A 25,563-nucleotide genomic window follows, 5' to 3' on the forward strand; every position below is an offset into this window, starting at 1 on the left:
ACTAAAATCGTACAAAAATCATTCATTAGAACGGGTAACCGATAGCAAAATGTATTCCCAGATTCTTGAAGAAAGCTCCGGTTACATTATAATAGCCGCTACGTTCCGTATCATAAGGCAGATGCAGAGGAATACCGAAGTCGAGACGGAATACGAGAATATCCATGTCATAACGGATACCGACACCCGTTCCCAAAGCTATTTGTTTAGGGAAAGTCTTCAGACGCAGTTGTGAATTGGGACGTGCTTCTTTTCCATCAGCCAAAAGCTTTCTGTCTTTGCGCAACAACCACACATTTCCTGCATCCAGAAAGGTAGCTCCCCAAAAGCTCTTGAAAATACGGAAACGATATTCCACATTCGCCTCAAAGCGGAAGGTTCCTGTCTGATCCAGGTAGGAATATTTTCCCTCTTCCGGATGATAACCGCCCGGACCGACACTGCGCACTGTAAAAGCACGGATACTATTGGCACCACCTACATAAAATTGTTCACTATAGGGAGCTATCGTAGCATTGCCATAAGTAAACAGTGCACCTACTGCCATGCGGCTGGCTATCGCATTATTCTTATCTATGTTCCACAAATGACGCAACTCCGTATTCAACTTCACAAACTGTGCAAACGGAGCCCCCAGCAAACTCTTATCCTCTTCATTGAACGGCTTGCCAAAAGCACGGTAAATAAGGGAAGTGATATTACCCGCCGAAGTGACGGTAGACTGCCACCAGATAGGGTTCTTTATCCGACGACCCGAAGCATTGTCATACGTATACGTATATTCCATCGCCGGAATAAACTGGTTCCTAAGACTGACATACAATGCAGGATTAGCTTCAGCTATCTCTTTAAAATCCTCAGACTGATGCTGCAAGACATTAAATGTCAGTTTAAAAGGAGTAATACTATGCCGGCTGGTACGGGAGGGCTGGAAATCGTATGTAGCATTGCCGCCAAAGGACAGCAGTTTATAATACTTTGCCCGGTTCAGTTGGTTGATATACAGACGAAAGGTCGTCGTGGCCGGGAAGTCAAACTCCCGTTTACCCAGATGCGGGAACACGACTCTCGGAAAAGTCAGAGAGGTAGAAAGCCCCATTTCCCAACTGTTCATCAGTGAGCTCTTCTCACCGCCTCCGGTCTGCCACTCATAAGAGCCTTTCAGTTTTACGTTCCAGCTTTCACCACCTCCGAATACATTGTTACGAGTGACACCGAAAGATGCACCGGGACCGGTCTGGTCATTACTCTTCGTTACTACATTCAGTTCCAGTTCTGCATCCAACGGTTTGGCAAATGTAGCCTGCATAGTGACATCCAGTGTATCACAAGCCGCTGTCGTATCTCGGGGAGCATATTGCATATCCATATAGCTGAATATACCGAGCTGACTCAATTTCTCCTGCACCTGCTCCTGCCGGTACTGGCTATAAAGACGGGTACGGTTGGAAGCCCTCATCTGTTTGCTCCGTACAAACTGCTGATAGTTCATCCATCGATAGAGCATATTCGGACGGACCTGCAGTTTATCATAATAGTGAATATTCAGATTCTTGTACAAGATACTGTCATTAGGTGCCTCGCCATTCTTTCCGAAGAGATAGACCGAAGCATCTCCTACATAGTAAGAACGTTGAGCGGCAGCCGGTAATCCCGGAAGAGGAATCAGACGAAGACTGATATGTCCGCCGGGAACCAAGGTTGTATCTGCCTGATAGGTCATATAGTCCGGACGGAAGTAGAAATATCCCCGATTACGCAAAAGGGTACTGATACGGGAACGTTCTTCATCCAAATCCACCACATTAAACTGTTCGCCGGGGGTGATGTAAGACATACGACGTCCGCGTTCCATGATCTTCAGAGTCTGGGGAGTGAAACGCTGATAATACACTGTATCAATGAAATAAGGGTTCTTCATATCTACCGTATAGAGCAGACTTGCTTTCAGACTATCTTTCTTATCGACCAAAGTCTCGTAAGTCACCTTTCCATTGAAATATCCGTAATCACGGAGCAGGTTAGTGGCTACCTTGACACGTACTTCGGGATTGACAGTAGAAATAAATACGGGCGGATTGGCGGCAAAGCGGTTAAACATCCACTTACCGAATCCTTTCTTGTATTTCACGAAGTCGTTATACATCCACATTTTAAAAGGAATAGGCAGAAAACCTCCCAACAGAGTAGTACTGGGAGTTTTGGCAAGCGCTGCATTGATTTCCGTCAAAGCAGTTTCACCAACCCGTGTCGATGATTTATTGACAATCACCGTTTTTCCTCCGGTATAGAGTATTTCATCTTCGGGCAGATGTTTCGTCACCGAACACGCCGAAAACAACACTATACCTATAAGACAGCCTGCTAATATGTTAATACGTATATCTTTCATTCTTACTTCTTTTTCTTAAAGATGAACAGTTCACTGAGCTTATCCAGTTTCTTGCGAAGTACCAGACCGACTCCGGTTTCCGTAATCTCCCCTTCGAGTACACTCTCATAGTTCTTATCGTAGAACAAACGGACATAACGGGTTCCCGTACGGTCCAGACGATATTCCAAAGAGATGTTGTCAATGAAGGATTCGGCATCATTCGTCGCATTTTCGCCCGTCGATACCTTACCGCCGATTACAATCTGGAAGCGGTTATTGAAGAGGCGCTGCGAATAACGGAAACTGTAATCCGTACGCTTGCCGCCGGTATCCGAGGCGTCATGATCTTCGACACCCACAGAGACGCTGGCATTCTTCAGGTTACCCATCAGTGAATTTATCTGACTGCTCAGTACGGAGTTCAGGGCAGAACCCATATTCAGCTTGCCAAGTCCGCCGCCTCCACCGCCGATCGGTCCGGTGCCGAGATAGGTTTTCATCAACATGATATAAAGTGCCTGTTTTCCACGTTCTTCCGCTCCCATTGCTGTCAGTTCATTCTGTATGGTCGCATCTTCCGGGGCCGCTACGTCGAAAGCAAAAGACAGGTTGTCCAACCGGTTCTTTACGACAATGGAAACGTCAAAGTTAACCATTCTCGTTCCTCCGTTCTCTCCTTCGGATACGGAAGCACGGATACGGTCAGTTGCCTTGAAGTTCAGCATGGGGTCCATCGGGTTTCCGGTCCAATCTACATAGCTGCCGTTATCGATGGCAAATTCCTTGACTGCAATGATAGGCAGAGAATACTTCATCAGTCCACCGCTCAGTGTGTAACGTCCGGTCAATGTCAGGTCTCCCTGCGGAGTGTATTTCATCGAAAGATCGCCACCTCCTTCCAGTTCGATACGATTGTCACTGGCGTCCAAGTCCACTTTCACCCTGACTGAAGGGTCGATATGAACCATCATCAGCATATCCAATCCACCTAAAGATACGGTAGGCACTTCCTGACGGACAACTGTGGTGGTATCACTGAATGAAGTAAATGTCACCAGACTTCCCAAACGATCCTGCACGGTCAGCGGTGAATCGGTCAGTACATACGAGACATCCGTATTGCCCAGCAGATTCAGGTTTCCACGCATATTCAACCCGTCCAACGGGCCTTTTATGGTTGCCCGCAAGTCCGCAAAGACTTTTCCGTAGACAAGGCTTTCGCGAGTACGCTTCGCATTCAACAAGGTATAGTTTTCCGCCAGCAGATTCAGACTCGCCATCGGTCGGGACATATCACGGAAATCGACATAACCGTCGATCGTAAACGGATTCTTTCCCGTGGTGTAAATGGCGAACTTATCAAATATCAGACGATTGTTCTTCAACTGCACAGGGCGGTTATCAAACAGGAAGTTAGCACCATACTGGCGTGACAGGACAGATACGCTGTCCAGTATCAGTTCACCGTTTATCAATGGCTGCTCGGTACTGCCTGTTATATTCAGGTCACCGTCCATATCACCGGCAAGCGTAACCAGCTCGTCGGGAATAAAGGCGTTGGCAATACGAAGCGGGAAGTGTTCCAACGTCGTATTTACTTCCAGGCTATCCTTTCCCGTCGAGGTAGGGAGCAGCTTGCCATCTGCTATCAGCACTTCTACCTTATCATGATTCAGATAAGCGTTGAGGTATTGTTTTCCCTGTTCGCCCGGCAGCCATGTAGCCCCCAAAGTAATATCACCAATGCGCTGGCGTTCATAAGTCAGTTCATCAATGGATGCTTCCGCAGAGAGCTGAAGGTCTTTTTCGGTCTGTATATAGTGTGCTTCTGCCGAGAACAATCCGGTGATTTCGGGGAAGTAAGGCAGTACGCTCGTTATTTCATCCAAGCGGATTCTCCGGATTTCGACATCGATATTCTGCAAAGAAACCGTATCTCCCTGTACCGAATGCACACGGAAGCCCATACCTTCATCATCCCACATATCCACATTGGCATACACGCGCATATTCTTATGCAGATAAATCCAGTTATGATCTTCGTTGAAGTGGAATTTACGGAACGCAATAATCGGTTCTTCCGGAATCAGTGTAAAAGCCAGTCCATCCCCTTTTCCACGTCCTCCAACCAGCGGACGGGCATTGACTCCAAGCAACACACCGGTTTTCCCCTTTTCGTTCTTATATTCTGCCAGCAGCTCGGCATCGCGGTCGCGAATCTCGCCTGTCAGAATAGTGGAGAAGGAAAACTGGGGATTCTTCGGTCCGTTGATTACTCCGGCACGGAGATTCATACGGGTAGTATCCTGTTTGACGGTGAAAAAGACCGTATCCAGTTGCAAGGTATCCACTTTCAAAGCATGGATGGCTGCTTTGCCGTTGATTCCCCAATCGGGAGCAGTGCCGAATTTCATGGAAGCATCATGGAACGATATATTCTTCATTGCCATATAGTATGCCAACGGATTCTCCTTTCCTGCCGAAAAAGAGAAAATAGCCGACGGTAATGCTTCACGCAAAGCAGCATGATCCAAGAGTTTTTCATCCACCTGCTTCATCAACACATCTACAAAATGGGTAGACTGACGAATCAGAGGATATACACCGGCACGGGCACTCAGATTCAGTTTCATATCACCGGCGGTGAAATGAGTGAAAACACGGTTCTGCCGTGCCTCTCCGCTTAAATTGAATGCCAACGGATGTTTCATCGGCTTGGGCATAAGTCCCAGTTCGTACAAATCAAGCTGAGTAACGTCAACTGTCACTTTACCGTCCGGATAGCTATGAGCTAAATTATATTCTGCATCCGCCGTCATTTTCAAAAGTTCATTGTCACTCGTAAGCTGAGCCGTTGCCAAAGCACCTTTAAGATTTCCCGTCAGATGAACATTCGAAAGATGATAGCGGGCGTAATGAAGCTGGTCCAAAGAAAGATTCAGATTGGCTAAAGAATGGAAGGACATGACATCCAGTCCCCTGCCCTTGGCATCTGCCGAAAGAGATAGTTCATAAATCGAGTCTTTCGGGAGAAAATGATGCAGTTGCAGATCGTTTATTTTCAGATCGGCCGTATAAACTTCTGTCGAACTGTTTAATGCGGCATTTACATTCATGCTGCCCTTGCCTTCTTTCAGATCGAGTTTTGCTTTATACTGCGGGCCGTTCATCTCCATCTTCATCTTGAGACTCATACTGTCGGGAATTACTAAAGAGCCATCGGGTGTGACTCCAGTCAATCCTGTCAGGAAGTTCAGATTCCGGGTAACCATATCCAGCCCAATAGTTCCCGAACGAGTCAGACTGTCCGTCAGGTTTTCAAGGATTCCTCCCCCTTTTAGCGAGAAAGCTCCCGGCAAGTCTACCGTGAAGCGCGAAATCTGCATCTCTTTCAGATTTCCATCCGTACCGGCACGAATCACTAACGGACGGAACGGATATGCTTCTTTAAACGTTTGAGGCAGTCCGCCGGCAAAAAGCATCACGTCCTCTTTGCCTATATGTGCGTTAAAGCTGGCGGATAAACGTCCTGTCGTCGGGATATTTACGAGTTCCCAATAAGTCTGGGCGGACAGGTCTATTTCTGAATGTGGGGTTTGCAGTTTCAGTTCAGGAATGCGGATGATAGAATCATTCGAAAAGAGCCGCCCTGTCAGTGAAGTAATACTCAGTCCCGAACGCTCTTCCATCGTTATTTCACGAATCACAGCGTTCATATTTCTGCCTTCGTAGAGCAGAGAGTCCAATCCGATGCGGATATTCCGGACTGCCATATGAGAGGCGTCAAAACCTTCCGACGGTTGGGCCTCTCCGGTGTCATAACTGGCGGAGGCACCCGACAAAAGGAATTGCTTCAATCCATAAAACTGGTTCTTTAAATCCGCTTTGGCGTCATCAATGGTCGCTTCGCCTATGTATGCCGCCATCTTCATGGAGTCGGCAGGCAGTTTCATACCGAATGATACATTCTTCAACTTCAGTTGATGAAGGTTCACCTTCCAGTTCACAGGAGCAGATGCCGTCGTATCTTTGGGAGTGGTCGTGGTATCAGTCATCAGAAGTTGTATATGAGTATCGGATAACTCTGTCCGATTGACAACTGCCGTTTCGTTCGATAAATCGACTCCATGACTTTGCAGAAAGAAGCGCCCCAAAACGCCTTTTATCTGCATCCCTTCTATCAGATTGGCAGAATTGACCGCCACCTGACTTAAGGTAACCTCGTCAACTTCTACTTTTCCTTTGAGCAACGGCCATGCCTGTACGCGGACATTCAGGCTTTCCAAAGACAATAAGGTATCCGGCTGCTGTATGACTTCCACCCCTCGTACCAGCAGATTAAGCGGAAAACGAAGGTCTATCCGTTCCACCTGAATCTGCATTCCGGTTGCTTTAGAAGCATACGCAGTAACCTCCCGTCGCAAAAGATTCTGAACAGGAGGTATATAAAGTAATACCATCAGTATTACAAAAAGTATTATAGGAGTAAGCAATATCCAGCCCACCCGTCTTATCCATTTTCGTTTCATGCAGGATGTGTCAGTGTAAAAGTGATACAAAGTAAACAAATTACTTTGAAAAAAGGTTTGTCCAAAAGCTAAAATGTGAAAAAGCCGGAGGTTATGGTTGCATTTAGCGCAATTTCATCCCGTTCATTCCGTTCATTCGGAAGGTGAGATATTTGTCAAGGCAGCACCTTCTCACTATGCTACGAGCTTATGCCCGTGCCACTACGTTGGCACGCTTGTGCCACCGCAGTGGCACGACTGTGACATGCCTTTGGCACAACTGTGCCAACAAGGTGGCACAAGCATGGCACTATATAGGCTGTTCCAAAGGAGCTGCCGGGAGAGATTTAATGTAAACCGAAACTATACTCCTCAGCAGCACGAACAACTTTACGCACCGCCTCCAAAGTCTCCAACGTAGTCTTTTCTATTTCTTCGGAGAATTCTTCCCCCCGGCAAGACTCCAGCCATCTTAATGAAGCAACAGACTCAGAAGCTCCGATCAAGGTGAAAAGCGGAAGGAGTTTATGAGCCATAGCGGCTATTCCATCCACCTCCCTGTCAGTTAATGCCTGTTGCATCCGGTCGGCATTCTTACCGGTCTCTTCGATAAAAGTCCGGATAATAGAACACGCCGCTTCCGGATCATCTTCCGAGAAGGCAGTCAGTGCAGAAAAGTTGAATAAAGTATCTTCAGGCAGCGCATCTGCAATCAATTGCATATCATGTGTTATATGCGCCTCATCAGCTGACATTTGTCCTTCATTCAGAGTTACCAGCAATTCTTTCACCGTAAAAGGTTTGTGCAGGCATCCGGCAAAGCCGTGTTCATGCAAAGCCTTCTCATCCATTTCGCTGCGTGCCGTGACAGCAATGACAGGAATATTGCGGGCTTGCGGAATGTTAGAGGCACGCAATAATTTGACCAGATCAAAACCGTTGATAGCAGGCATCTGTATATCGGTCAGCAGCACATCAAACGTCGAGGAGCGCAGTTGCTCTATCAGTTCTTCCAACTGCTCGCAGCAAACAGCATCGATGTTGTGCTGTTTCAGCATGGCAGCAGTCAGGTTCAGCTGAATCTTATCATCATCAATCAGAAGCACACGGATCACCTTCATGACCGGTACAGCATCTGTCTCTTCCGGAGAAACATCTGTTTCTTCCGGAGAAGCATCCGTATCTTTCGACGCTTTCTTGATTCTGCTTCCAAAAGGTTTATTTTCCACTATTGACTTACCCACCGGAAAGAGTGGCAACACGACAGTAAAGCAACTTCCTTTTCCTAACGTGCTTTGTACATCGATCGTACCTTCAAGCAGAAGAACCAACTTATGCACAATGGACAATCCCAGTCCGAATCCTTCTTCTCCCTGCGCACCGGGTAGGCGGGTAAATTCCTGGAAGATGCGTTCCCGGTCTTCCGATGCCATCCCTTTGCCGGTATCCTCAACCGCTATTGTCAGCTTCGAAGCGTTATAACCAACAGTTAATGTGATCTTGCCCTGCTGAGTGAATTTCACCGCATTGGACAAGAGATTATTCACTATCTGCTGAATACGTAAAGGATCACTGATATATTTCTCCGACAATTCCGGAGCGATATGACATTGCAAGACCAAGCCTTTAGCCGCCGTCAGAGGTTCAAAGCAAACACGGATTTCTTCAAACAGCTGAGCAGGATTAAAAACAATCCGGTTCACTTCCGCTTTATTGAGGTCAAGACGGTGGAAATCAAGCAAATCGCTTACTAACTTCAGTAAATGCTCTGAAGAACTTTTCATGTTGTCCAGATAGAATCGCTGCCGTTCATCTTCGGTCAGGCGGGACAAGAGTTCCGTATATCCCATTATCGAGCCTAATGGCGCCTTAAAGTCATGGGTAATGGCAAGCATCAGTTTCTCACGGGCAACAAGCAAGTCTTCCGCCCGCTTATTCGCTTCTTCGAGCTGACGCCGATAACGGTTGCTACGAGTAATATCCCGCATAATTAAGATCAGGAAAAAGGCGGATAAGAATACGGCACCAATGGCAATTCCGGCAATGATATTAGCCGAACGCATCCGCACCTCTTGCTGAAGTTCCGCATCCTGACGGGCACGCGCAGACATTTCCTCCTCGTATCCTTTTATCAGACTATCCATTCTTGCGGTCAGCTGTGTATTCATCCGCTGATACCTCGTACTGGTACGCCGGATCGTTCGCCTCCGCTGCAACCGTTTCTCTTCGGTAGCCATGCGAATCTTATGCTGAAGGGAGTCCGCCGACTTGACAGGTTCCAATATCGTATCGGTGGCAATTTCCAGAGAAGTATTGACCAGCACGGCAGTATCTTTCTTAGAAGGCGCGAACACTTCCCCCAATCGTTTGAAGAAGCCTTTCTTCTTCGGGGGAGTGATCAGAGAATCGCGTTTGGTAATAACCCGGTGTTGTACCCGTTGCTGAGTAATCACCGAGTCCTGCTGTTCTGATATGATTTCTTCAATCTCCGAGGCGGAAAGCAAGCTATCATTCGCCTCGCTCAGCACCCGCAGCATCTGAAGGGTATTCTGATCTTTCTCATGGAGAAGACTCAGCAGACTGTCTGTCCGCAGATTCTGCTGATCGTCCGCAGCCGACAGCGTCTCCATCTCCTGATGCACAAACACCAGAGAAAAAAGAAGAATCGCCAGCAGCAATATATAGCCGATGGTTATTTTCAGTTTGGTGGAGCGAAAGGAAGCCATAGGCAATTAAGATTTTAAATTATGAATTTTGAATGGAAGGCGGTAGTTTCGTCTTGTGATGGAAACGCCACCATAACATCAGACCGGCACTGGTCAACCCAAAAGGAAATGCCATCCAGACACCTATGATCCCCCACTCCAACACGAATCCGCAAAAATAGCCGACCGGAAGCGAAATAAGGAAATAAGCAATGAAGGCAATCAGCATCATCAGTTTTACATCTGAGATTCCACGCAAGGCATTGGCAAAGGTTATCTGCAATCCATCTCCAAACTGATATACAAGGAACGGAAGGATAAGCGAAGTTACCATAGCCGCCACTTCGGTACTATCGGTAAACCAACCTCCCAGATAATTGCGGCAGAGGAATACGATGGAAGAAAGCACAACACCCAACGCCATCATCAAATGAAAACCGGCATAAGCCGAACGACGTACATTGAGTATATCGCCCTGCCCGTTAAAGTTACTCACACGGACAGCCACAGCTGCTCCCATCCCGTAATACATCATAAACGTAAACTGAGAAATAGCCAGCATGACCTGATGAGAAGCCAGCGCAATGGTACCCAGCCAGCCAATCATCACCGCACTCAGACTGAACGAAGCTGTCTCCATTCCCATCTGAAAAGCAATCGGCCAACCCAGCGAATTCAATCGTCCGAATATAGCCTTCGACCATCCCAGACGATAGAAGCCGAGCTTAAAACGAAGAAAACGCGGACTCCGCATAAAGACTATGATAAATACGACTACCATCATGATACGCGAGAACAGCGTACTGATACCTGCCCCCAGCAAGCCCATTTCCGGCAAGCCCAGCTTTCCGTATATCAGGATATAATTGCCGATAATATTCAGCACATTTCCGCCGAGCAATATCCACATAGCGGTCTTAGTATCCGTAATTCCATCCGTAAACTGCTTGAAGCCATTGAACAGCATCACAAAGACGAGCGAAGCCAGCAGAACCAGATAATAAGGTTTTATCAGGGGAATAAGTTCTTCCGGCTGTCCCAGATTTCCCACATTAAAATAAAGGACAGTCATACCGATGGTAAGCAAGAATGCCACCAACAAATTTGCCAGCAGGCTGTTACGCAACGCCTGCCCCGCCGAAGCATACTGATGAGTTCCATACAAACCTCCCACGATAGGAGTCAGCCCGTACGAGAAGCCTGTACTGAAAATAATCACCAGATTGAATACATTATTGACGAAGGAAGCAGCACCCAGTTCTATCGTACTATGATGACCGATCATCAACGTATCGGCAAACCCCAGCACAATAACTCCTATTTGCCCGATTACAATGGGCAATCCGAGAGAAATCAGTGCTTTGTAATGCTCCTTATATATACTATAGATATTTCTCATTTATTTTTCCGTAGTTAATCGCATATTCCGGCAACTCCGCATCCTGCCGTTGCCTCCAATAAATATCCCGCCGGTAAGGAGAAGTCAGGATATTTGTTTCTTATAATAAAGTATCACTCCATTCTCCTTCCTGAAAGCAGACTGAGCTACCTTTTGCAATTGTCCGGCAGTAACAGCGCGATAACGCTCTACCTCCTTTTCCATATCTTCCGCCCTGCCCAACAGTTCAAACCAAGCAAGATTGGTAGCGACATTCAAATAATTGATATTGCCGAATATCTGCGTCGATTCGAATTTATTCTTCACTTTTTCCAGTTCCTGTTCGTCAACAGGTTCTTGCTGCAAACGTTCCAGTTCTTCACGTACGGCCGCTTCCGCCTGTTCCAGCGAAACACCTGCCGCGGGTTTGCCCGAGATATGGAACAATCCGGCATCCACACTACCGGAAATATAAGCGTCGATACTCGAAAACAGTTGTTTTTGCTGTACCAGGCGTTGATTCAGACGACTGGAACGTCCGTTGCTCAACAAATCCGACAATATATCAAAAGCGTAATAATCCGGATGATCATGACTGCACATATGATACGCCATGAATAGTGAATCAAGGGGTACGTTACGCTCTACTGTCAACCGTCGTTCTTCTGTCTGCTCCGGTTCCTGCGGCAGATTACGTTGAGGAACCTCCCTGCGAGGGATGGGACCGAACCATTTTTCCGTCAATGCGACTGCTTCTTCAAAAGAGATATTTCCCGTTACGGCGAGCACTGCATTGTTCGGCGCATAAAAACGGAAGAAGAATGCTTTCACCTCTTCCAGCGTCGCATTGGCTATGTGCGACAAATCTTTTCCGATGGTAGGCCACTGATAAGTATGCGCCCGATATGCCAGAGGACGCAAAAGATGACCGACGTCTCCGTAAGGCTGGTTCAGGCAACGCTGCTTGAATTCTTCCATTACTACTCCACGCTGTACTTCCAGACTCCGTTCACTGAAATCAAGGCTCAGCATACGGTCGGATTCCAGCCAAAAGCCGGTCTCTACATTCTGCCGGGGTACAGTGAGGTAGTAATTGGTTATGTCATTATTGGTCCAGGCATTATTCTCGCCGCCTGCCAGTTGCAGCGGCATATCATAATCGGGAATGTTCACCGAACCTCCGAACATCAGGTGTTCGAACAAATGAGCAAAGCCTGTATGCTCGGGATGTTCGTCGCGGGCTCCCACATTATATAATACATTAAGAGCTACCATCTGCGTACTTTCGTCCTGCGAATGTACCAGACGTAACCCATTGTCCAAAATATGCCTGTTAATCTTCATTCTACTTAATCCAGTACTTCTACTTTTACAATCTTCACGTCCTCTTCGGGGCGGTCGCTACGGTCGGTTTTCACCTGCTGAATCTTATCCACGATGTCCATGCCTTCGATTACTTCACCGAAAACCGTATACTCACCGTCCAGATGAGGAGTACCTCCTACAGTCGTATAAGCTTCGATCTGTTCCGGCGTAAAGTGAAATTCCGGTTGCTTGGCAGCTTCCGCTTCCGCCTCTGCAAAAAGCTTCTCCTGCAATTCATACAAACCGTTTTCATCGTTTTCCTTCCGCATCTTATAGATTTCTTTCATGTGCTTCTGAGCCAACGTATTGAAAATAACATTGATCTTATTCTCATTCATCTGGCTTTCCATGCCCAGCAATGTAGAGTCGTTGTACACCTTGCCTGTCACAATGTAGAACTGGCAACCGGATGATTCTTTCTTCGGATTTACATTGTCTCCCTGACGGGCAGCAGACAAAGCGCCTTTTTTGTGAAAATACTTCGGATAAACAAATTCGGCCGGAAGGGTGTAACCCACATCTCCTGCACCCAGCATCTTTCCTTTCGGTGCATTCTTTGAATCCGGGTCACCTGCCTGAATCATAAAGTCTTTGATAACACGGTGGAATAGCGTTCCTTCATAAACGCCGTCTTCTGCCAGCTTAATGAAATTATCACGATGTTTCGGCGTCTCATTATACAACTTAACCTTGATGTCTCCCAAGGTTGTTTCAATCTTTACCAACGTTTCGTTGTCCATATTTCCTCCTTTTTTTGTTCCGGTTTTGCAGGCCGTAAGTCCGCAAAACGATATGGTTAATAGTAAGTATGCAATCTTTTTCATAACACTTTTATTTAATTTAAGTTTGCAAATATACTACTTTCGCCCAAATCCTCTTACCTTTGTAGCATTAAAAGAGGCAAAAGAGAGTATGATGAAATCCATATTGATAATAGAAGACGATATCACTTTCGGAATGATGCTGAAAACCTGGCTAAGTAAAAAAGGGTTTGAGGTGTCGTCAGTCAGTAACATTGCCCGTGCCCAGAAGCACATTGAAGGACAAGGGGCAGACTTAATCCTGTCCGATTTACGCTTACCGGATCACGACGGAATCGATCTTCTGAAATGGATGAACGAAAAAGGAATCGATATTCCTTTGATCATCATGACCGGTTATGCCGATATCCAATCGGCAGTACAAGCGATGAAACTGGGAGCACGCGATTATGTTGCCAAACCGGTGAATCCGGAGGAACTACTCAAAAAGATGTCAGAAGCTTTGCAAGCGAAAGAAGCGCCGACTACGCATACCGCAGCCAAAACTTCTGCAAAGAAAGGTTCTTCCATTTCGTCCGGAAACGCCACCGAAACCCATCATGCTTATCTGGAAGGAGAAAGTGATGCCGCCAAGCAACTCTATAATTATGTAGGTCTGGTAGCTCCCACCAATATGTCCGTACTGATCAACGGTTCCAGCGGAACGGGGAAAGAGTATGTGGCGCACCGCATCCATCAACTGAGCAAACGGAATGACAAGCCGTTTATCGCGGTAGACTGCGGTTCGATTCCCAAAGAATTAGCTGCATCCGAGTTTTTCGGCCATGTGAAGGGCTCTTTTACAGGAGCACTGACGGACAAGACCGGAGCGTTCGTTGCCGCCAATGGAGGCACTATCTTCCTGGATGAAATAGGTAATCTCAGTTACGAGGTACAGATACAGCTTCTTCGTGCCTTGCAAGAGAGAAAGATTCGTCCGGTCGGTTCCACGCAAGAAGTTTCGGTTGATATCCGTCTGGTATCCGCCACCAACGAGAATCTGGAACAAGCTATCGAGAAAGGGACTTTCCGTGAAGACCTTTTCCATCGTATCAATGAATTTACCCTGCGGATGCCCGACCTGAAAGAACGGAAAGAGGATATCCTGTTGTTTGCCAACTTCTTCCTCGATCAGGCAAACAAGGAACTGGACAAGCATCTGATCGGTTTTGACTCGAAAGCCTCACAAGCCTTACTCAATTATCACTGGCCGGGCAACTTACGCCAAATGAAGAATATCGTAAAAAGAGCGACTTTACTGGCACAAGGAAGTTTCATCACTCTTCTTGAATTAGGGACCGAATTACTGGAAACAAGTACCGTTTGTTCCGCAAGCATGGCGCTACGCAACGAAGAAACAGAGAAAGAACACATTCTGGAGGCATTGCGCCAAACCGGAAATAACAAGAGCAAAGCGGCACAATTACTGAATATCGACCGGAAGACATTATATAATAAGCTGAAACTATATAATATCGACTTGTAGGTTATCAATCAGTACTACCCATATATTTAGAAGGAGATACGCCGAACTGCTCCATGAAGTGCTTGCGCAAAGTACGGGTATCGGAATAACCAACCATTTCCGAAATTTCCTGAATAGAATAGCGATTCTCCAGAATCAATGTCGCCGCCTTGCTTATACGTATACTGCGAATCATATCTATTACAGACAAATCACTGCGCTGTTTCACCTTCCGGTACAAGGTAGGCTGACTCATATTCAGTTGCTCCGCCAACATTTTTACATTAAAGTCCGCATTGGAAAGGTTAGCTTCTATGATATGAATCAGTTGTTGCAAGAAGGCATCTTCTTTCTCCCCCTCTTCCGATTCCTGTTTCAGCATCAGGGCTTTCGTATAAATCCGCTTCAATCGCTCACGCTGCAAAATCAGGTTATCCACTTTGGTCTTTAATATCTCCGGATTAAAGGGTTTCATCATATAATCATCCGCTCCGCTATTACAGCCTTGCAGGATGTCAGCATCTTCTGCTCTGGCAGTCAGTATCAAGATAGGAATATGCGCGGTTTCCTGCTGCATACGAATTTCCCTGCAACAAGTAAAGCCGTCCTTTACGGGCATCATCACATCCGAGATGATAAGATCGGGCAACTGTTCTTTGGCTATCCGCACCCCTTCCTCACCATTGCAAGCTTCACTGACTGCATATCTGGAAATGAATAAGCTCCGGATATATTCGCGGACATCTTCATTATCTTCGATGATCAGCAGACTTTTTTTAGCCGCTGTTTCCTGTGTTTTGTTTTCCGGTATCGGAAGAAACAGTTCCGGTTTCAGCTCTTCATTTTGCTTTGTCTTTTCCTGATGGCTGTCAATAAGTTCATAAGAATCTTTTGCAAAATGCGCTTTGCCTTCGGGAATATAAAGGGCAAAGGTACTTCCTTCGTCCGGCACACTCTTCAGCGTTACCAATCCATGATGCAAGTCCATCGTGTTCTTCACAATATGCAATCCTATTCCTGCCTTCGTTGACATCTCAGGTACATTATCCCCCGTTACGAACGATTCAAAAGCATGTTTCTGCAACCATTCCGGAATCCCTGCACCTGTATCCGAAACGGTGATCCGGCAATAACCCTGCCCACTTTTCATCAGATAAGAGACAGAAAGCAGGACACGCCCTCCCGCAGGGGTATACTTAAACGCATTTGAAAGAAGGTTTTGCACGGCCGAAGCGATCTTTCCCTCATCTACCCAATACAGGAACTTCCCTTCGGGCAAATCAACATCAAATTGCAAACCTTTGATTTCGGCCATCTGCCGGAACGGTTCTGACACATTGCAGACCAGCTGCAGTAGATCAGTCTCGGATAACTGGAGTCTGACCATCCCGGCCCCTATCTTTTGTACATAAAGCAGCTGATCGACCAAGGTGTGCAGTGAGGCCGCATTCTTATACATGACCTGCAATTTCTTATAAAAGTCATCCAATGGATTGCACTGTTTCATCAATTCCTGTAACGGGGCAAGGATTAAAGTCAGCGGAGTACGCAGTTCGTGGGCAACGCCCGTAAAGAAGTTCTCGCGTTCCACACGTATCTGACGTTCTTTCTCACGCTCCATACTGACCGTCAAAAGTTCATGTTTCATCTGCATTTCGTGTTCCATCCGTTTCTGCCGTATTCTGATCAACCGTACTCCATAAGCCACTCCTCCCAGCAATAACAGGGAAACGAAAAGCCGGAAAGCAAAAGTCTGACTCCAATGAGGAAGAATTACGATCTTCAGAGAAGTCACCGCCCCTGTCTGACCGTTCGGATGTATATTCTTCACTTCAAATACATACTCACCGGCTGGGAGGTTGGTGTACGAGGCTTTCTCTCCCTCATCAGAAATCAACCAATTCCCCTGATAAGGCAAAAGCCGGTAATTATATTTTTGTTGTTCGTCCGAGTAGGACAGGTTATTGAAAGTCAAGGAGAAATCTTTGTTATCATTATCCAGTACAATGTGATCCGTAAAAGAGATGACCTGATTGAGGATGATCTGATTATTAATCTTTTCTCCGGTCCCGACAGGATGGTTATCCACTTCCAAACCGGTTATCAACACCCGTTCGTTGGTCGGATAGGCATTTATATCCTCCGGATTGAAATAAGTCAGGCTCTGATTATTTCCGAAAAACAAAGTCTTGTCACTGAATACGGCAGAACGGTTACTACCTGCTATGTAGTAATTGTAAAAGAGATGCTGACGACGACCATACCGCGATATGCCGGAGTTACTTCCCAACCAGATACGCCCTTCGCTGTCTTCCGCTATGCAGCCGATGAAGTTACTGCACAGTCCGTCATTCGTGGTATAACGGGCACTGATTCTGTTTTGTTGTGGAGACAGGATGGCAAAGCCATCCGTATAACCTATATATAAATTCCCATCCGAGGATGCCAGCAGCGAACGTACCGAACGATATTCCATGTTCATCTTCTGCTCATATCCATTTTCTACGGAGATACCTCCGGAAGCGGATTCAACTACTCTGCAAACTCCCATATTGCTGGTCCCCAGCCATATCGTTCCATCTTTTGTCTGAGCAATCGCACGAATGAAAGGTTGTCTTTTCTCATTTAAATAGTGTGCTGCTGATAATTTGGCGCATATACCTGTCTGACGGTTATACAATAAAAGCCCGTCTCCCGTACCTACATAGAGCCTGTTCTTATCATCCATATACAAAGCCCACACCGAAGCCCTGTTGGCAACACCGTCCACCAACAGTGAATGAGTCACGAAACGACCGGTCCGGACATGATAAACAGTCAATGTACCGTTTATATTTCCAAACCACAGATTGCCTTCTACATCTTTCAAGGCACACAACATCGTTTCTTCCGATTTCCCGCTGCCTGTATCGACTTTAGAGAAACTCAGTTTTTTCCCTTGTGCGTACGGTATGTCACTTCGCATGATTCCTTTGTGATAAGTCGCCAACCATACCCGATGACTATCATCCATGAGGATGCCGCATATTTCGTTATGCCTGTCCTGATAGTAACGGTCATAAAACTGTGACCTCAAATCAGAATACATCACTCCTCCACCATTAGTACCAATCCAAAGAAGGCCGTTAGGATCGTAACAGGCAGAAATCATACGTGTTTCGAGGTTCCGGTAAATCTGCGTATGCGTATTGTTATACACCTCTGACGTCAGCTCTTCCGGATTCTTTTCATCCGGCATCAACAGTGTATAGCCACCCCATGTCACTGCCAGATAGCGGTTATTGCCGATAAATATAGTCTGATAAACATCTGTATGAGAAAGGAGATTCTCTTTTCCTGTCCCGCCGTACGAAATCCGGTCCATATTCCCCGACTTCGTGTGATAACGGACAATGCCTTTGGCGATGGTAGAAATCCAGACAACTCCGTCTCTGTTCAAGATGGAAGTGACTTGTAATGGTTTTCCGTCTGTCAGCGGTATCTTCTGATATGCCTCCGGAATATCCGGATGAAACAGGATCAGATTACCCCGGTTAGTTGTCAGCCATATTCCGTTCCCGGCTTTTTCATCATAGCACAGAGAAGAAAAGACTTCTCCTTTTTCTTCCAATAACTGAAAGGTCTTTTGTATGCGTACCCGAACAGCCGTTTTTTCTTCTTCCTTTCCTTGTTGTATCTCCCATTGACAGAGTATCAGTCTGTTTCCCGATATTCCCCAAAAAGAAGAATCGTCGACGGGCAGGACATTAAATACACCTATGGCAGTATCTGATTCAGTATGTATCGGAAGAAAAGTTTCCTGCTTGCGGTTGAAATAATAAAGGTATCCATCGGATACAATTCCTAAAAAGTCATCTGACAGTCGCACAATGGCAGCAACCGAAGCATACGTATCCACAGGCTTGAAATTCTGAATCGTTTTTCCGTCATAACGGCTTAATCCGTCATCCGTCCCAAACCACATAAATCCGTCTTCATCCTTATAGATACAAGGAATCGTGTTATCCGCCAATCCATCCCTCATTGTCAGCAGCCGAATATCTTTATCAAAAAAAGCATAGGCAGGATGCAGCGGGCAACAACTCAGAATCAGGATAATCAGGATTAGATTTAAGTGCTTCATTCTATTAGACAATTTAGGGCAAATAAACGAAATTAAGTCAGAACATACAAAAAAACGAATAAAGAAATGGACTTATGAATTAAACATGTATGTTGAATGAAAGAAACAGGCATATTCGGAACCACATTGTTTGCGTACATTTGCAGCCATACAACAACCTGATGTACACCTTTTAAATAATATACAATGACCTTAGTTTATCTTAACCTGTCAGACACAAAGGAGAAATTTTTATGATAATGCACATACCAAAGAGTACATATTATCATAAATGGTTCATCGGAGCTACACTCGTCGTTCCGGTTCTTCCGCTTGCCGCCCAGACGTCTCCGAATCTTGTCTTCATCATGGCAGACCAGTATCGGGGAGACGCACTAGGTTGTCTGGGCAAAGAACCTGTAAAGACTCCTTGCCTGGATCATCTGGCTTCCGAAGGAGTCTTATTCACTAATGCAGTCAGCAGTTATCCTGTTTCATCACCCGCCCGTGCCATGCTGATGACGGGCATGTACCCCCTGCATAATAAAGTAACAGGCAACTGCAATTCACAAACAGCACCTTACGGAGTGGAGCTTCCACAGGAGGCCCGCTGTTGGAGTGATGTACTAAAAGACATGAACTACCGTACGGGATACATAGGAAAATGGCATCTGGATTCTCCTTACAAGCCTTATGTAGACACTTACAACAATCGTGGCAAAGTAGCGTGGAACGAATGGTGTCCGCCCGAACGCCGCCACGGATTTGAATACTGGACAGCCTACGGGACATACGATTATCATCTGAAACCGATGTACTGGGACACGACTGCTCCACGTGACAGTTTCTACTACGTCAACCAATGGGGCCCTGCATACGAAGCGGACAAAGCCATCGAATACATTCAGACACAAAAAGAGAATAAACAACCTTTCGCACTGGTCGTATCGATGAATCCTCCGCATACCGGTTACGAACTGGTTCCCGACAAATACAAAGCCCTATATAAGGATATAGATGTGGAAGCCCTCTGTGCCCACCGCCCCGACATACCCGCCAAAGGAACCGAAATGGGAAACTATTTCAGAAATAACATACGCAATTATTACGCCTGTATCACAGGGGTAGACGAGCAGGTAGGACGTATCATCGAAACCCTCAAAAGCAACGGACTGTTTGAGAATACCATCATTGTATTTACTTCCGATCATGGCATCTGCATGGGAGCTCACAACAATGCCGGAAAAGATATCTTCTACGAAGAAGCCATGCGCATCCCCATGATTATCTCGTGGCCGGCAAAGATAAAGCCACGCAAAGACGACCATTTGATGATCGCCTTCGCCGACTTATATCCTTCTCTCCTTTCCCTGATGGGATTCCGGAAGGAAATACCCGAAACGGTACAGACTTTCGACTTATCCCGCCATATTCTGGGCAAGAGTAAAAAAGAAGTGGTACAACCTTATTATTATGTACAGTTTGACAATCATGCCACCGGATACCGCGGGCTACGTACGTCAACCCATACATTCGCAGTCCACGCAACCAATGAAAAAATAGACGAAACAGTTCTTTTCGACCGAACCAAAGACCCCTATCAAATGGATAATATTGCCGGACAATCCCCCCGTCTGGTCCGGCAATTCAACAAACAACTCAAGGCATGGCTACTCCATACCAACGATTCATTTGCCCATTATCTTGAAACCGTAACTAAATAAACACCATGAAGAAACTTTGCTATCTCTCTCTTTTTATCCTATACTCAGTTTGCAGCTTCGCACAACAACAGGAACTCCCCGTCCCCAAGCCCCATCAACTCAAATGGCATGAGGCGGAAATGGGAGCTGTCTTCCATTATGACCTGCACGTGTTTGACGGCATCCGCTACGGACAAGGCAACAACCGTATCAATCCCATCGAAGATTACAACATCTTCAACCCGACCGAACTGAATACTGACCAATGGGTACAAGCTGCCAAAGCTGCCGGATGCAAATTTGCCGTACTGACTGCTACCCACGAAACAGGTTTCGGACTCTGGCAAAGCGACGTCAACCCTTATTGCCTGAAAGCCGTGAAATGGAGAGACGGGAAAGGAGACATTGTCCGTGACTTCGTCAACTCCTGCCGCAAATATGGTCTGCAACCGGGCATCTATATCGGTATCCGATGGAACTCCCTGCTGGGCATCCATAACTTCAAGGCCGAAGGAGAAGGAGCGTTCGCCCGCAACCGCCAGGCATGGTACAAGCGCCTGTGCGAGAAAATGGTGACAGAACTCTGCACCCGCTACGGAGATTTATATATGATATGGTTTGACGGCGGAGCCGATGATCCCCGTGCCGATGGCCCCGACGTGGAACCGATTGTCAACAAGTATCAGCCAAACTGCCTTTTCTATCATAACATCGACCGTGCCGACTTCCGTTGGGGAGGTTCGGAGACAGGTACAGTGGAATATCCCTGCTGGTCTACCTTTCCCGTCCCTTGCTCACACCATAAACGCATTGAAAGCAGTATCGACCAACTCGAACTGTTAAAACATGGCGATAAGAACGGTAGATACTGGGTACCGGCGATGGCAGACACTCCGCTACGGGGAGCAAACGGCCGCCACGAATGGTTCTGGGAACCGGATGACGAGAACAACATCTATCCGCTAAACACGCTGATGGATAAATATGAAAAGTCAGTAGGAAGAAACGCCACCCTCATTCTCGGATTAACTCCTGACCCGACCGGATTAATCCCTGCCGGAGACGCACAGCGCCTGAAAGAAATGGGAGATGAAATCAATCGGCGGTTCTCCTCCCCGATAGCCCGCATTTCGGGACAAAAGAAAAGCCTGACACTGAAACTTGGAAAGGAGCAGTCTGTCAATTACTGCATCATCCAGGAAAACATCAAAAACGGAGAACGCATCCGGCAATATCAGATAGAAGCCAAAGTGAACGGTAAATGGCAAACAGTCTGCAAAGGAGAATCCGTGGGGCACAAACGAATCGAAAAGTTTGAACCGGTAGAAGCCACAGCATTAAGACTGACCGTATCCGAATCTGTCGCACTGCCGGATATTATAAACTTCAGCGCCTATTCCGTAAAATAACACAAGAGGTATGAAAAGAATAATCCACATCTGTTTATGGCTATTGACGGGCATCTTTGCGGAAGTATCGCTGTCTGCACAGAACCCGTTTATCTACCATAAAGGGAAGACATACAAAGATGTTGCAGCTTATCGGATGGAAGAAATCATCGACCTGAACACCCATACTCCATCCACCCCCATTTTATACGAACAACAAGTGCCGGAACACCAAAGCACTCTTTCGTATAAGGTTGCACTTCCTTTGTATGTTCGTGGCATATTCTTCAGCCGTGATTCCCGCCCCGGCGACTATCAATGGCCGAATAACACCAATCGGTTGCTCCCTTGGATGTTCAACCATCTCGAAGACCTCACACGGAGCGATTATGCAAGCATTCCTTCCAATGCCCTGCCGTCCGCATCGGGCGACGCACTGCTCCTTGAACTTGCAGACGGAGAATATCTGTTCGCCAAAGCCATTGCGGGTAGCAACAGCCTCAGCTGGTTTCAGGTTAATCAGGACGGCACGCTCACATTGTATGTCTCCACACTAGGAGAAGATGCACTGACCGGCCGACTCCCCCTCCTGATTTTCCGGAAATCTTCATCCGTCTACCATGTATTCAGTGACGCCTACGATTCGTTAATCGCAGACAAAGCCGTATCTGCCCTCCGCAAAAGAGCGGACAAACAGTATTTCAATGCTTTCGACTATCTGGGATGGTGTACTTGGGAACATTATCATTATGACATTGATGAAACGAAAATACTGAACGATATCGATGCCATCGAAGCATCCGGCATACCGGTACGTTATGTCTTAATTGACGACGGACACATAGCGAACAAGAACCGGCAACTGACCAGTCTCGTCCCCGACAAAAAACGTTTTCCGAACGGATGGAGCCGCATCATGAAGCGCAAACAAGCAGATAAAATCCGATGGATAGGGCTATGGTACAGCCTTTCCGGCTATTGGATGGGAATCTCTGCCGAGAATGACTTTCCGCCGGAAATCCGGCAAGTTCTACACTCCTACAACGGCAGTTTACTGCCCGGCACCAGTACAGAAAAGATAGAAACATGGTACGAATATTATGTCCGTACCATGAAGGAGTATGGATTTGACTTCTTGAAGATAGACAATCAATCCTTCACCCTCCCGCTCTATATGGGCGGAACGCAGGTTATCCGACAGGCTAAAGACTGCAACCTTGCCCTGGAACATCAGACACATCGAATGCAAATGGGACTGATGAACTGCATGGCACAAAATGTGCTGAACATTGACCATACCTTGTACAGCAGCGTAACCCGTGCCAGCATCGACTATAAGAAATATGACGAGAATATGGCTAAATCACATCTGTTCCAGTCATATACCAATACACTCATACTGGGGCAGACCGTCTGGCCCGACCACGATATGTTTCATTCCTGCGATACCGTTTGCGGCAGTCTGATGGCACGTTCGAAAGCGATCTCCGGCGGACCTGTTTACCTGTCCGACTCTCCAAGCGAATTTATTGCCGATAATATCCGCCCCCTGATTGATGAAACCGGAAAGATATTCCGTCCGGCGGCTCCCGCCATCCCGACTCCGGAATCCATACTGACCAATCCCCTGCAAAGCGGTAAAGCCTACCGTGTATTTGCCCCTACAGGAGACGAAGCGCTCTCAGTCATTTGCTACAATCTGAACACTTCTCCCGCTTATCGGGAAGTAGAAAGTTTCGTCAAACGGGAAGATTACCTGTTACGGGAAAGCACCGGCAAATCCGCAGATTCTTCTTGCGACAGCATTCTCGCATTCAACTGGGAAAAACAGAGCGCCGAAGTATTGAACGCATCTGAAAGAAAAATAAAGTTATCCGGATTTATAGATAGTCTGTTCCATCTTTGCCCCATCCGTAAAGGCTGGGCAGTGATCGGCATACAAGAAAAATACCTTTCGCCTGCTACCGTGCAGATACTCAAACGTACTACCGAGAAGCTGATATTGGATGTCCACTGCACCGGTACATTAAGAATATGGGCAGACTCCCACGGGAAACAGGAATTACGGAGCATACCGATCAAAAAGGCCGGCAGAATTGAAATAATGAAATAACACTAAATAATTAATCCATGAACAAAAAAATACTTTTCCCCCTCGCACTCGTGCCACTGGCTGCCACCGGCCTGCAAACACAGAAGTCTGCCCAGACACAGCGTGTGGACAAACGCCCCAACATCATCCTTTTCATGGTAGACGACATGGGATGGCAAGACACTTCACTCCCCTTCTGGACACAAAAGACAGATTACAATAAGCTGTACGAAACACCCAACATGGAACGACTTGCCAAACAAGGCATGATGTTCACACAAGCGTATGCCAGCAGTATCAGTTCCCCCACCCGATGCAGCCTCATCACCGGAACGAACGCGGCACGCCACCGGGTAACCAACTGGACGCTGCAAAAGAACACAAAGACAGACCGCAAGGATAAAGTACTGGATGTGCCGGACTGGAACTACAACGGAGTAAGCCAAGTGCCCGGCACCAACAACACATTCGTAGGAACCTCCTTCGTACAACTACTGAAAGACAGCGGCTATCATACGATTCATTGCGGAAAAGCACATTTCGGTGCCATAGACACTCCGGGAGAAGACCCGCACCACTGGGGCTTCGAAGTAAACATAGCCGGACATGCTGCCGGAGGACTCGCCAGCTATCTGGGAGAAGAGAATTACGGTCACAACAAAGACGGAAAGCCAATATCACTCATGGCCGTTCCCGGACTTGAAAAGTACTGGGGTACGGAGACCTTCGTCACCGAAGCATTAACTCTGGAAGCCATCAAAGCTCTGAACAAAGCTAAGAAGTACAACCAGCCTTTCTACCTGTATATGTCCCAATACGCCATCCACGTCCCCTTGGACAAGGACAAACGTTTCTACGACAAATACAAGAAAAAAGGCATGACCGACCATGAAGCCGCATACGCCACACTGATCGAAGGCATGGACAAGAGTCTGGGCGATCTGATGGACTGGCTGGAAAAAAGCGGAGAAGCCGACAACACTATTATTATCTTCATGAGCGACAACGGAGGACTTGCCGCCGAATCGTATTGGCGTGACGGCAAACTGCACACCCAGAATCATCCTCTCAACAGTGGTAAAGGCTCCACCTATGAAGGCGGCATCCGTGAACCGATGATCGTCAGCTGGCCCGGTGTCGTAGCCCCTGGCAGCAAATGCAATGATTACCTGCTGATAGAAGACTTCTATCCTACTATCCTCGAAATGGCGGGCATCAAAAAATACAAGACAGTTCAGCCTATCGACGGCATCAGCTTCATGCCTTTACTGAAACAGACCAGGAATCCTTCCAAAGGACGCAGCCTCTTCTGGAATATGCCCAACAACTGGGGTAACGACGGTCCGGGAATCAACTTTAACTGTGCCGTACGCAAGGGTGACTGGAAATTAATCTATTACTATGGTACAGGTAAAAAAGAACTATTCAATATCCCCGATGATATAGGCGAAAGTAATGATCTCAGCGCACAACATCCGGATATTGTGAAACGGCTTTCTAAAGAATTAGGAACCTATTTGAGAAAAGTTGATGCCCAACGTCCTACAGTCAAAGCTACGGATAAACCTTGTCCTTGGCCGGACGAAATTAAGTAATTATTCACCTGTTTAGTCGGGAATTACATTAATTGTATGAAGGTGAATTCTAAGTCCTCTCCAAACAATATCTATAAAATCTTACCCA

General features: G+C 46.7%; 13 protein-coding genes. 6 read left to right on the forward strand and 7 right to left on the reverse strand.

The features are described from left to right. Positions 1-25 precede the first annotated feature (25 nt). Both DW640_RS20225 and DW640_RS20230 read right to left on the reverse strand, forming a co-directional pair. Positions 26-2,392, reverse strand: a complete 2,367-nt coding sequence (locus DW640_RS20225; RefSeq protein ID WP_008766928.1) for a BamA/TamA family outer membrane protein — start codon at positions 2,390-2,392, stop codon at positions 26-28. 2 nt (positions 2,393-2,394) lie between these two features. Further along, positions 2,395-6,903, reverse strand: coding sequence for a translocation/assembly module TamB domain-containing protein (locus tag DW640_RS20230; RefSeq protein ID WP_032814596.1), 4,509 nt, complete (start codon positions 6,901-6,903; stop codon positions 2,395-2,397). 176 nt (positions 6,904-7,079) lie between these two features. On the opposite strand from DW640_RS20230, the gene DW640_RS23590 reads away from it, so the two are divergent. Then, positions 7,080-7,238 carry a hypothetical protein gene (locus DW640_RS23590; RefSeq protein WP_155520077.1) on the forward strand — a complete coding sequence of 53 codons (159 nt, stop codon included), beginning with the start codon at positions 7,080-7,082 and terminating at the stop codon, positions 7,236-7,238. On the opposite strand, the gene DW640_RS20235 is transcribed toward DW640_RS23590, so the two are convergent. From DW640_RS20235 to DW640_RS20250, 4 genes are all read right to left on the reverse strand, one after another. Further along, a complete protein-coding gene (locus DW640_RS20235; RefSeq protein WP_117578881.1) occupies positions 7,230-9,608 on the reverse strand; it encodes an ATP-binding protein in 2,379 nt (792 codons plus the stop codon). The two genes, DW640_RS23590 and DW640_RS20235, sit on opposite strands and share 9 nt — an antisense overlap. 19 nt (positions 9,609-9,627) lie before the next feature. Beyond that, complete coding sequence (locus DW640_RS20240; protein ID WP_008762738.1) at positions 9,628-10,986, reverse strand: MATE family efflux transporter; 1,359 nt, start codon at positions 10,984-10,986, stop codon at positions 9,628-9,630. 84 nt (positions 10,987-11,070) lie between these two features. After that, positions 11,071-12,309 (reverse strand): pitrilysin family protein, encoded by a 1,239-nt coding sequence (locus DW640_RS20245; RefSeq protein WP_008766931.1) that lies wholly within the window; start codon positions 12,307-12,309, stop codon positions 11,071-11,073. A 5-nt stretch (positions 12,310-12,314) separates the two neighbouring features. Further along, positions 12,315-13,154, reverse strand: coding sequence for a peptidylprolyl isomerase (locus DW640_RS20250; RefSeq protein ID WP_008762736.1), 840 nt, complete (start codon positions 13,152-13,154; stop codon positions 12,315-12,317). A gap of 88 nt (positions 13,155-13,242) precedes the next feature. Between DW640_RS20250 and DW640_RS20255 the strand changes: the two genes are divergently transcribed. Next, positions 13,243-14,616, forward strand: a complete 1,374-nt coding sequence (locus DW640_RS20255) for a sigma-54 dependent transcriptional regulator (protein WP_008762735.1) — start codon at positions 13,243-13,245, stop codon at positions 14,614-14,616. Between the two features lie 4 nt (positions 14,617-14,620). On the opposite strand, the gene DW640_RS20260 is transcribed toward DW640_RS20255, so the two are convergent. Then, entirely contained in the window at positions 14,621-18,718 is a 4,098-nt protein-coding gene (locus tag DW640_RS20260) for a two-component regulator propeller domain-containing protein (protein ID WP_199610437.1), read from the reverse strand. A 233-nt stretch (positions 18,719-18,951) separates the two neighbouring features. On the opposite strand from DW640_RS20260, the gene DW640_RS20265 reads away from it, so the two are divergent. Genes DW640_RS20265 through DW640_RS20280 form a run of 4 tightly spaced genes read left to right on the forward strand, consistent with a single transcriptional unit; the run spans position 18,952 to position 25,475 of the window. Further along, positions 18,952-20,421: a sulfatase gene (locus tag DW640_RS20265; protein ID WP_117578882.1), complete on the forward strand. Its 1,470-nt coding sequence runs from the start codon at positions 18,952-18,954 to the stop codon at positions 20,419-20,421. Between the two features lie 5 nt (positions 20,422-20,426). Then, a complete protein-coding gene (locus tag DW640_RS20270) occupies positions 20,427-21,809 on the forward strand; it encodes an alpha-L-fucosidase (RefSeq protein ID WP_113747922.1) in 1,383 nt (460 codons plus the stop codon). 10 nt (positions 21,810-21,819) lie between these two features. Next, positions 21,820-23,901: a Sip1-related alpha-galactosidase gene (locus DW640_RS20275; protein ID WP_011108980.1), complete on the forward strand. Its 2,082-nt coding sequence runs from the start codon at positions 21,820-21,822 to the stop codon at positions 23,899-23,901. Between the two features lie 17 nt (positions 23,902-23,918). Beyond that, positions 23,919-25,475, forward strand: coding sequence for a sulfatase (locus tag DW640_RS20280; protein ID WP_117578883.1), 1,557 nt, complete (start codon positions 23,919-23,921; stop codon positions 25,473-25,475). The last annotated feature ends 88 nt before the right edge of the window (positions 25,476-25,563 follow it).

Origin of the sequence: Bacteroides sp. AM23-12, assembly GCF_003434395.1 — a bacterium.
Lineage (GTDB): Bacteria > Bacteroidota > Bacteroidia > Bacteroidales > Bacteroidaceae > Bacteroides > Bacteroides thetaiotaomicron.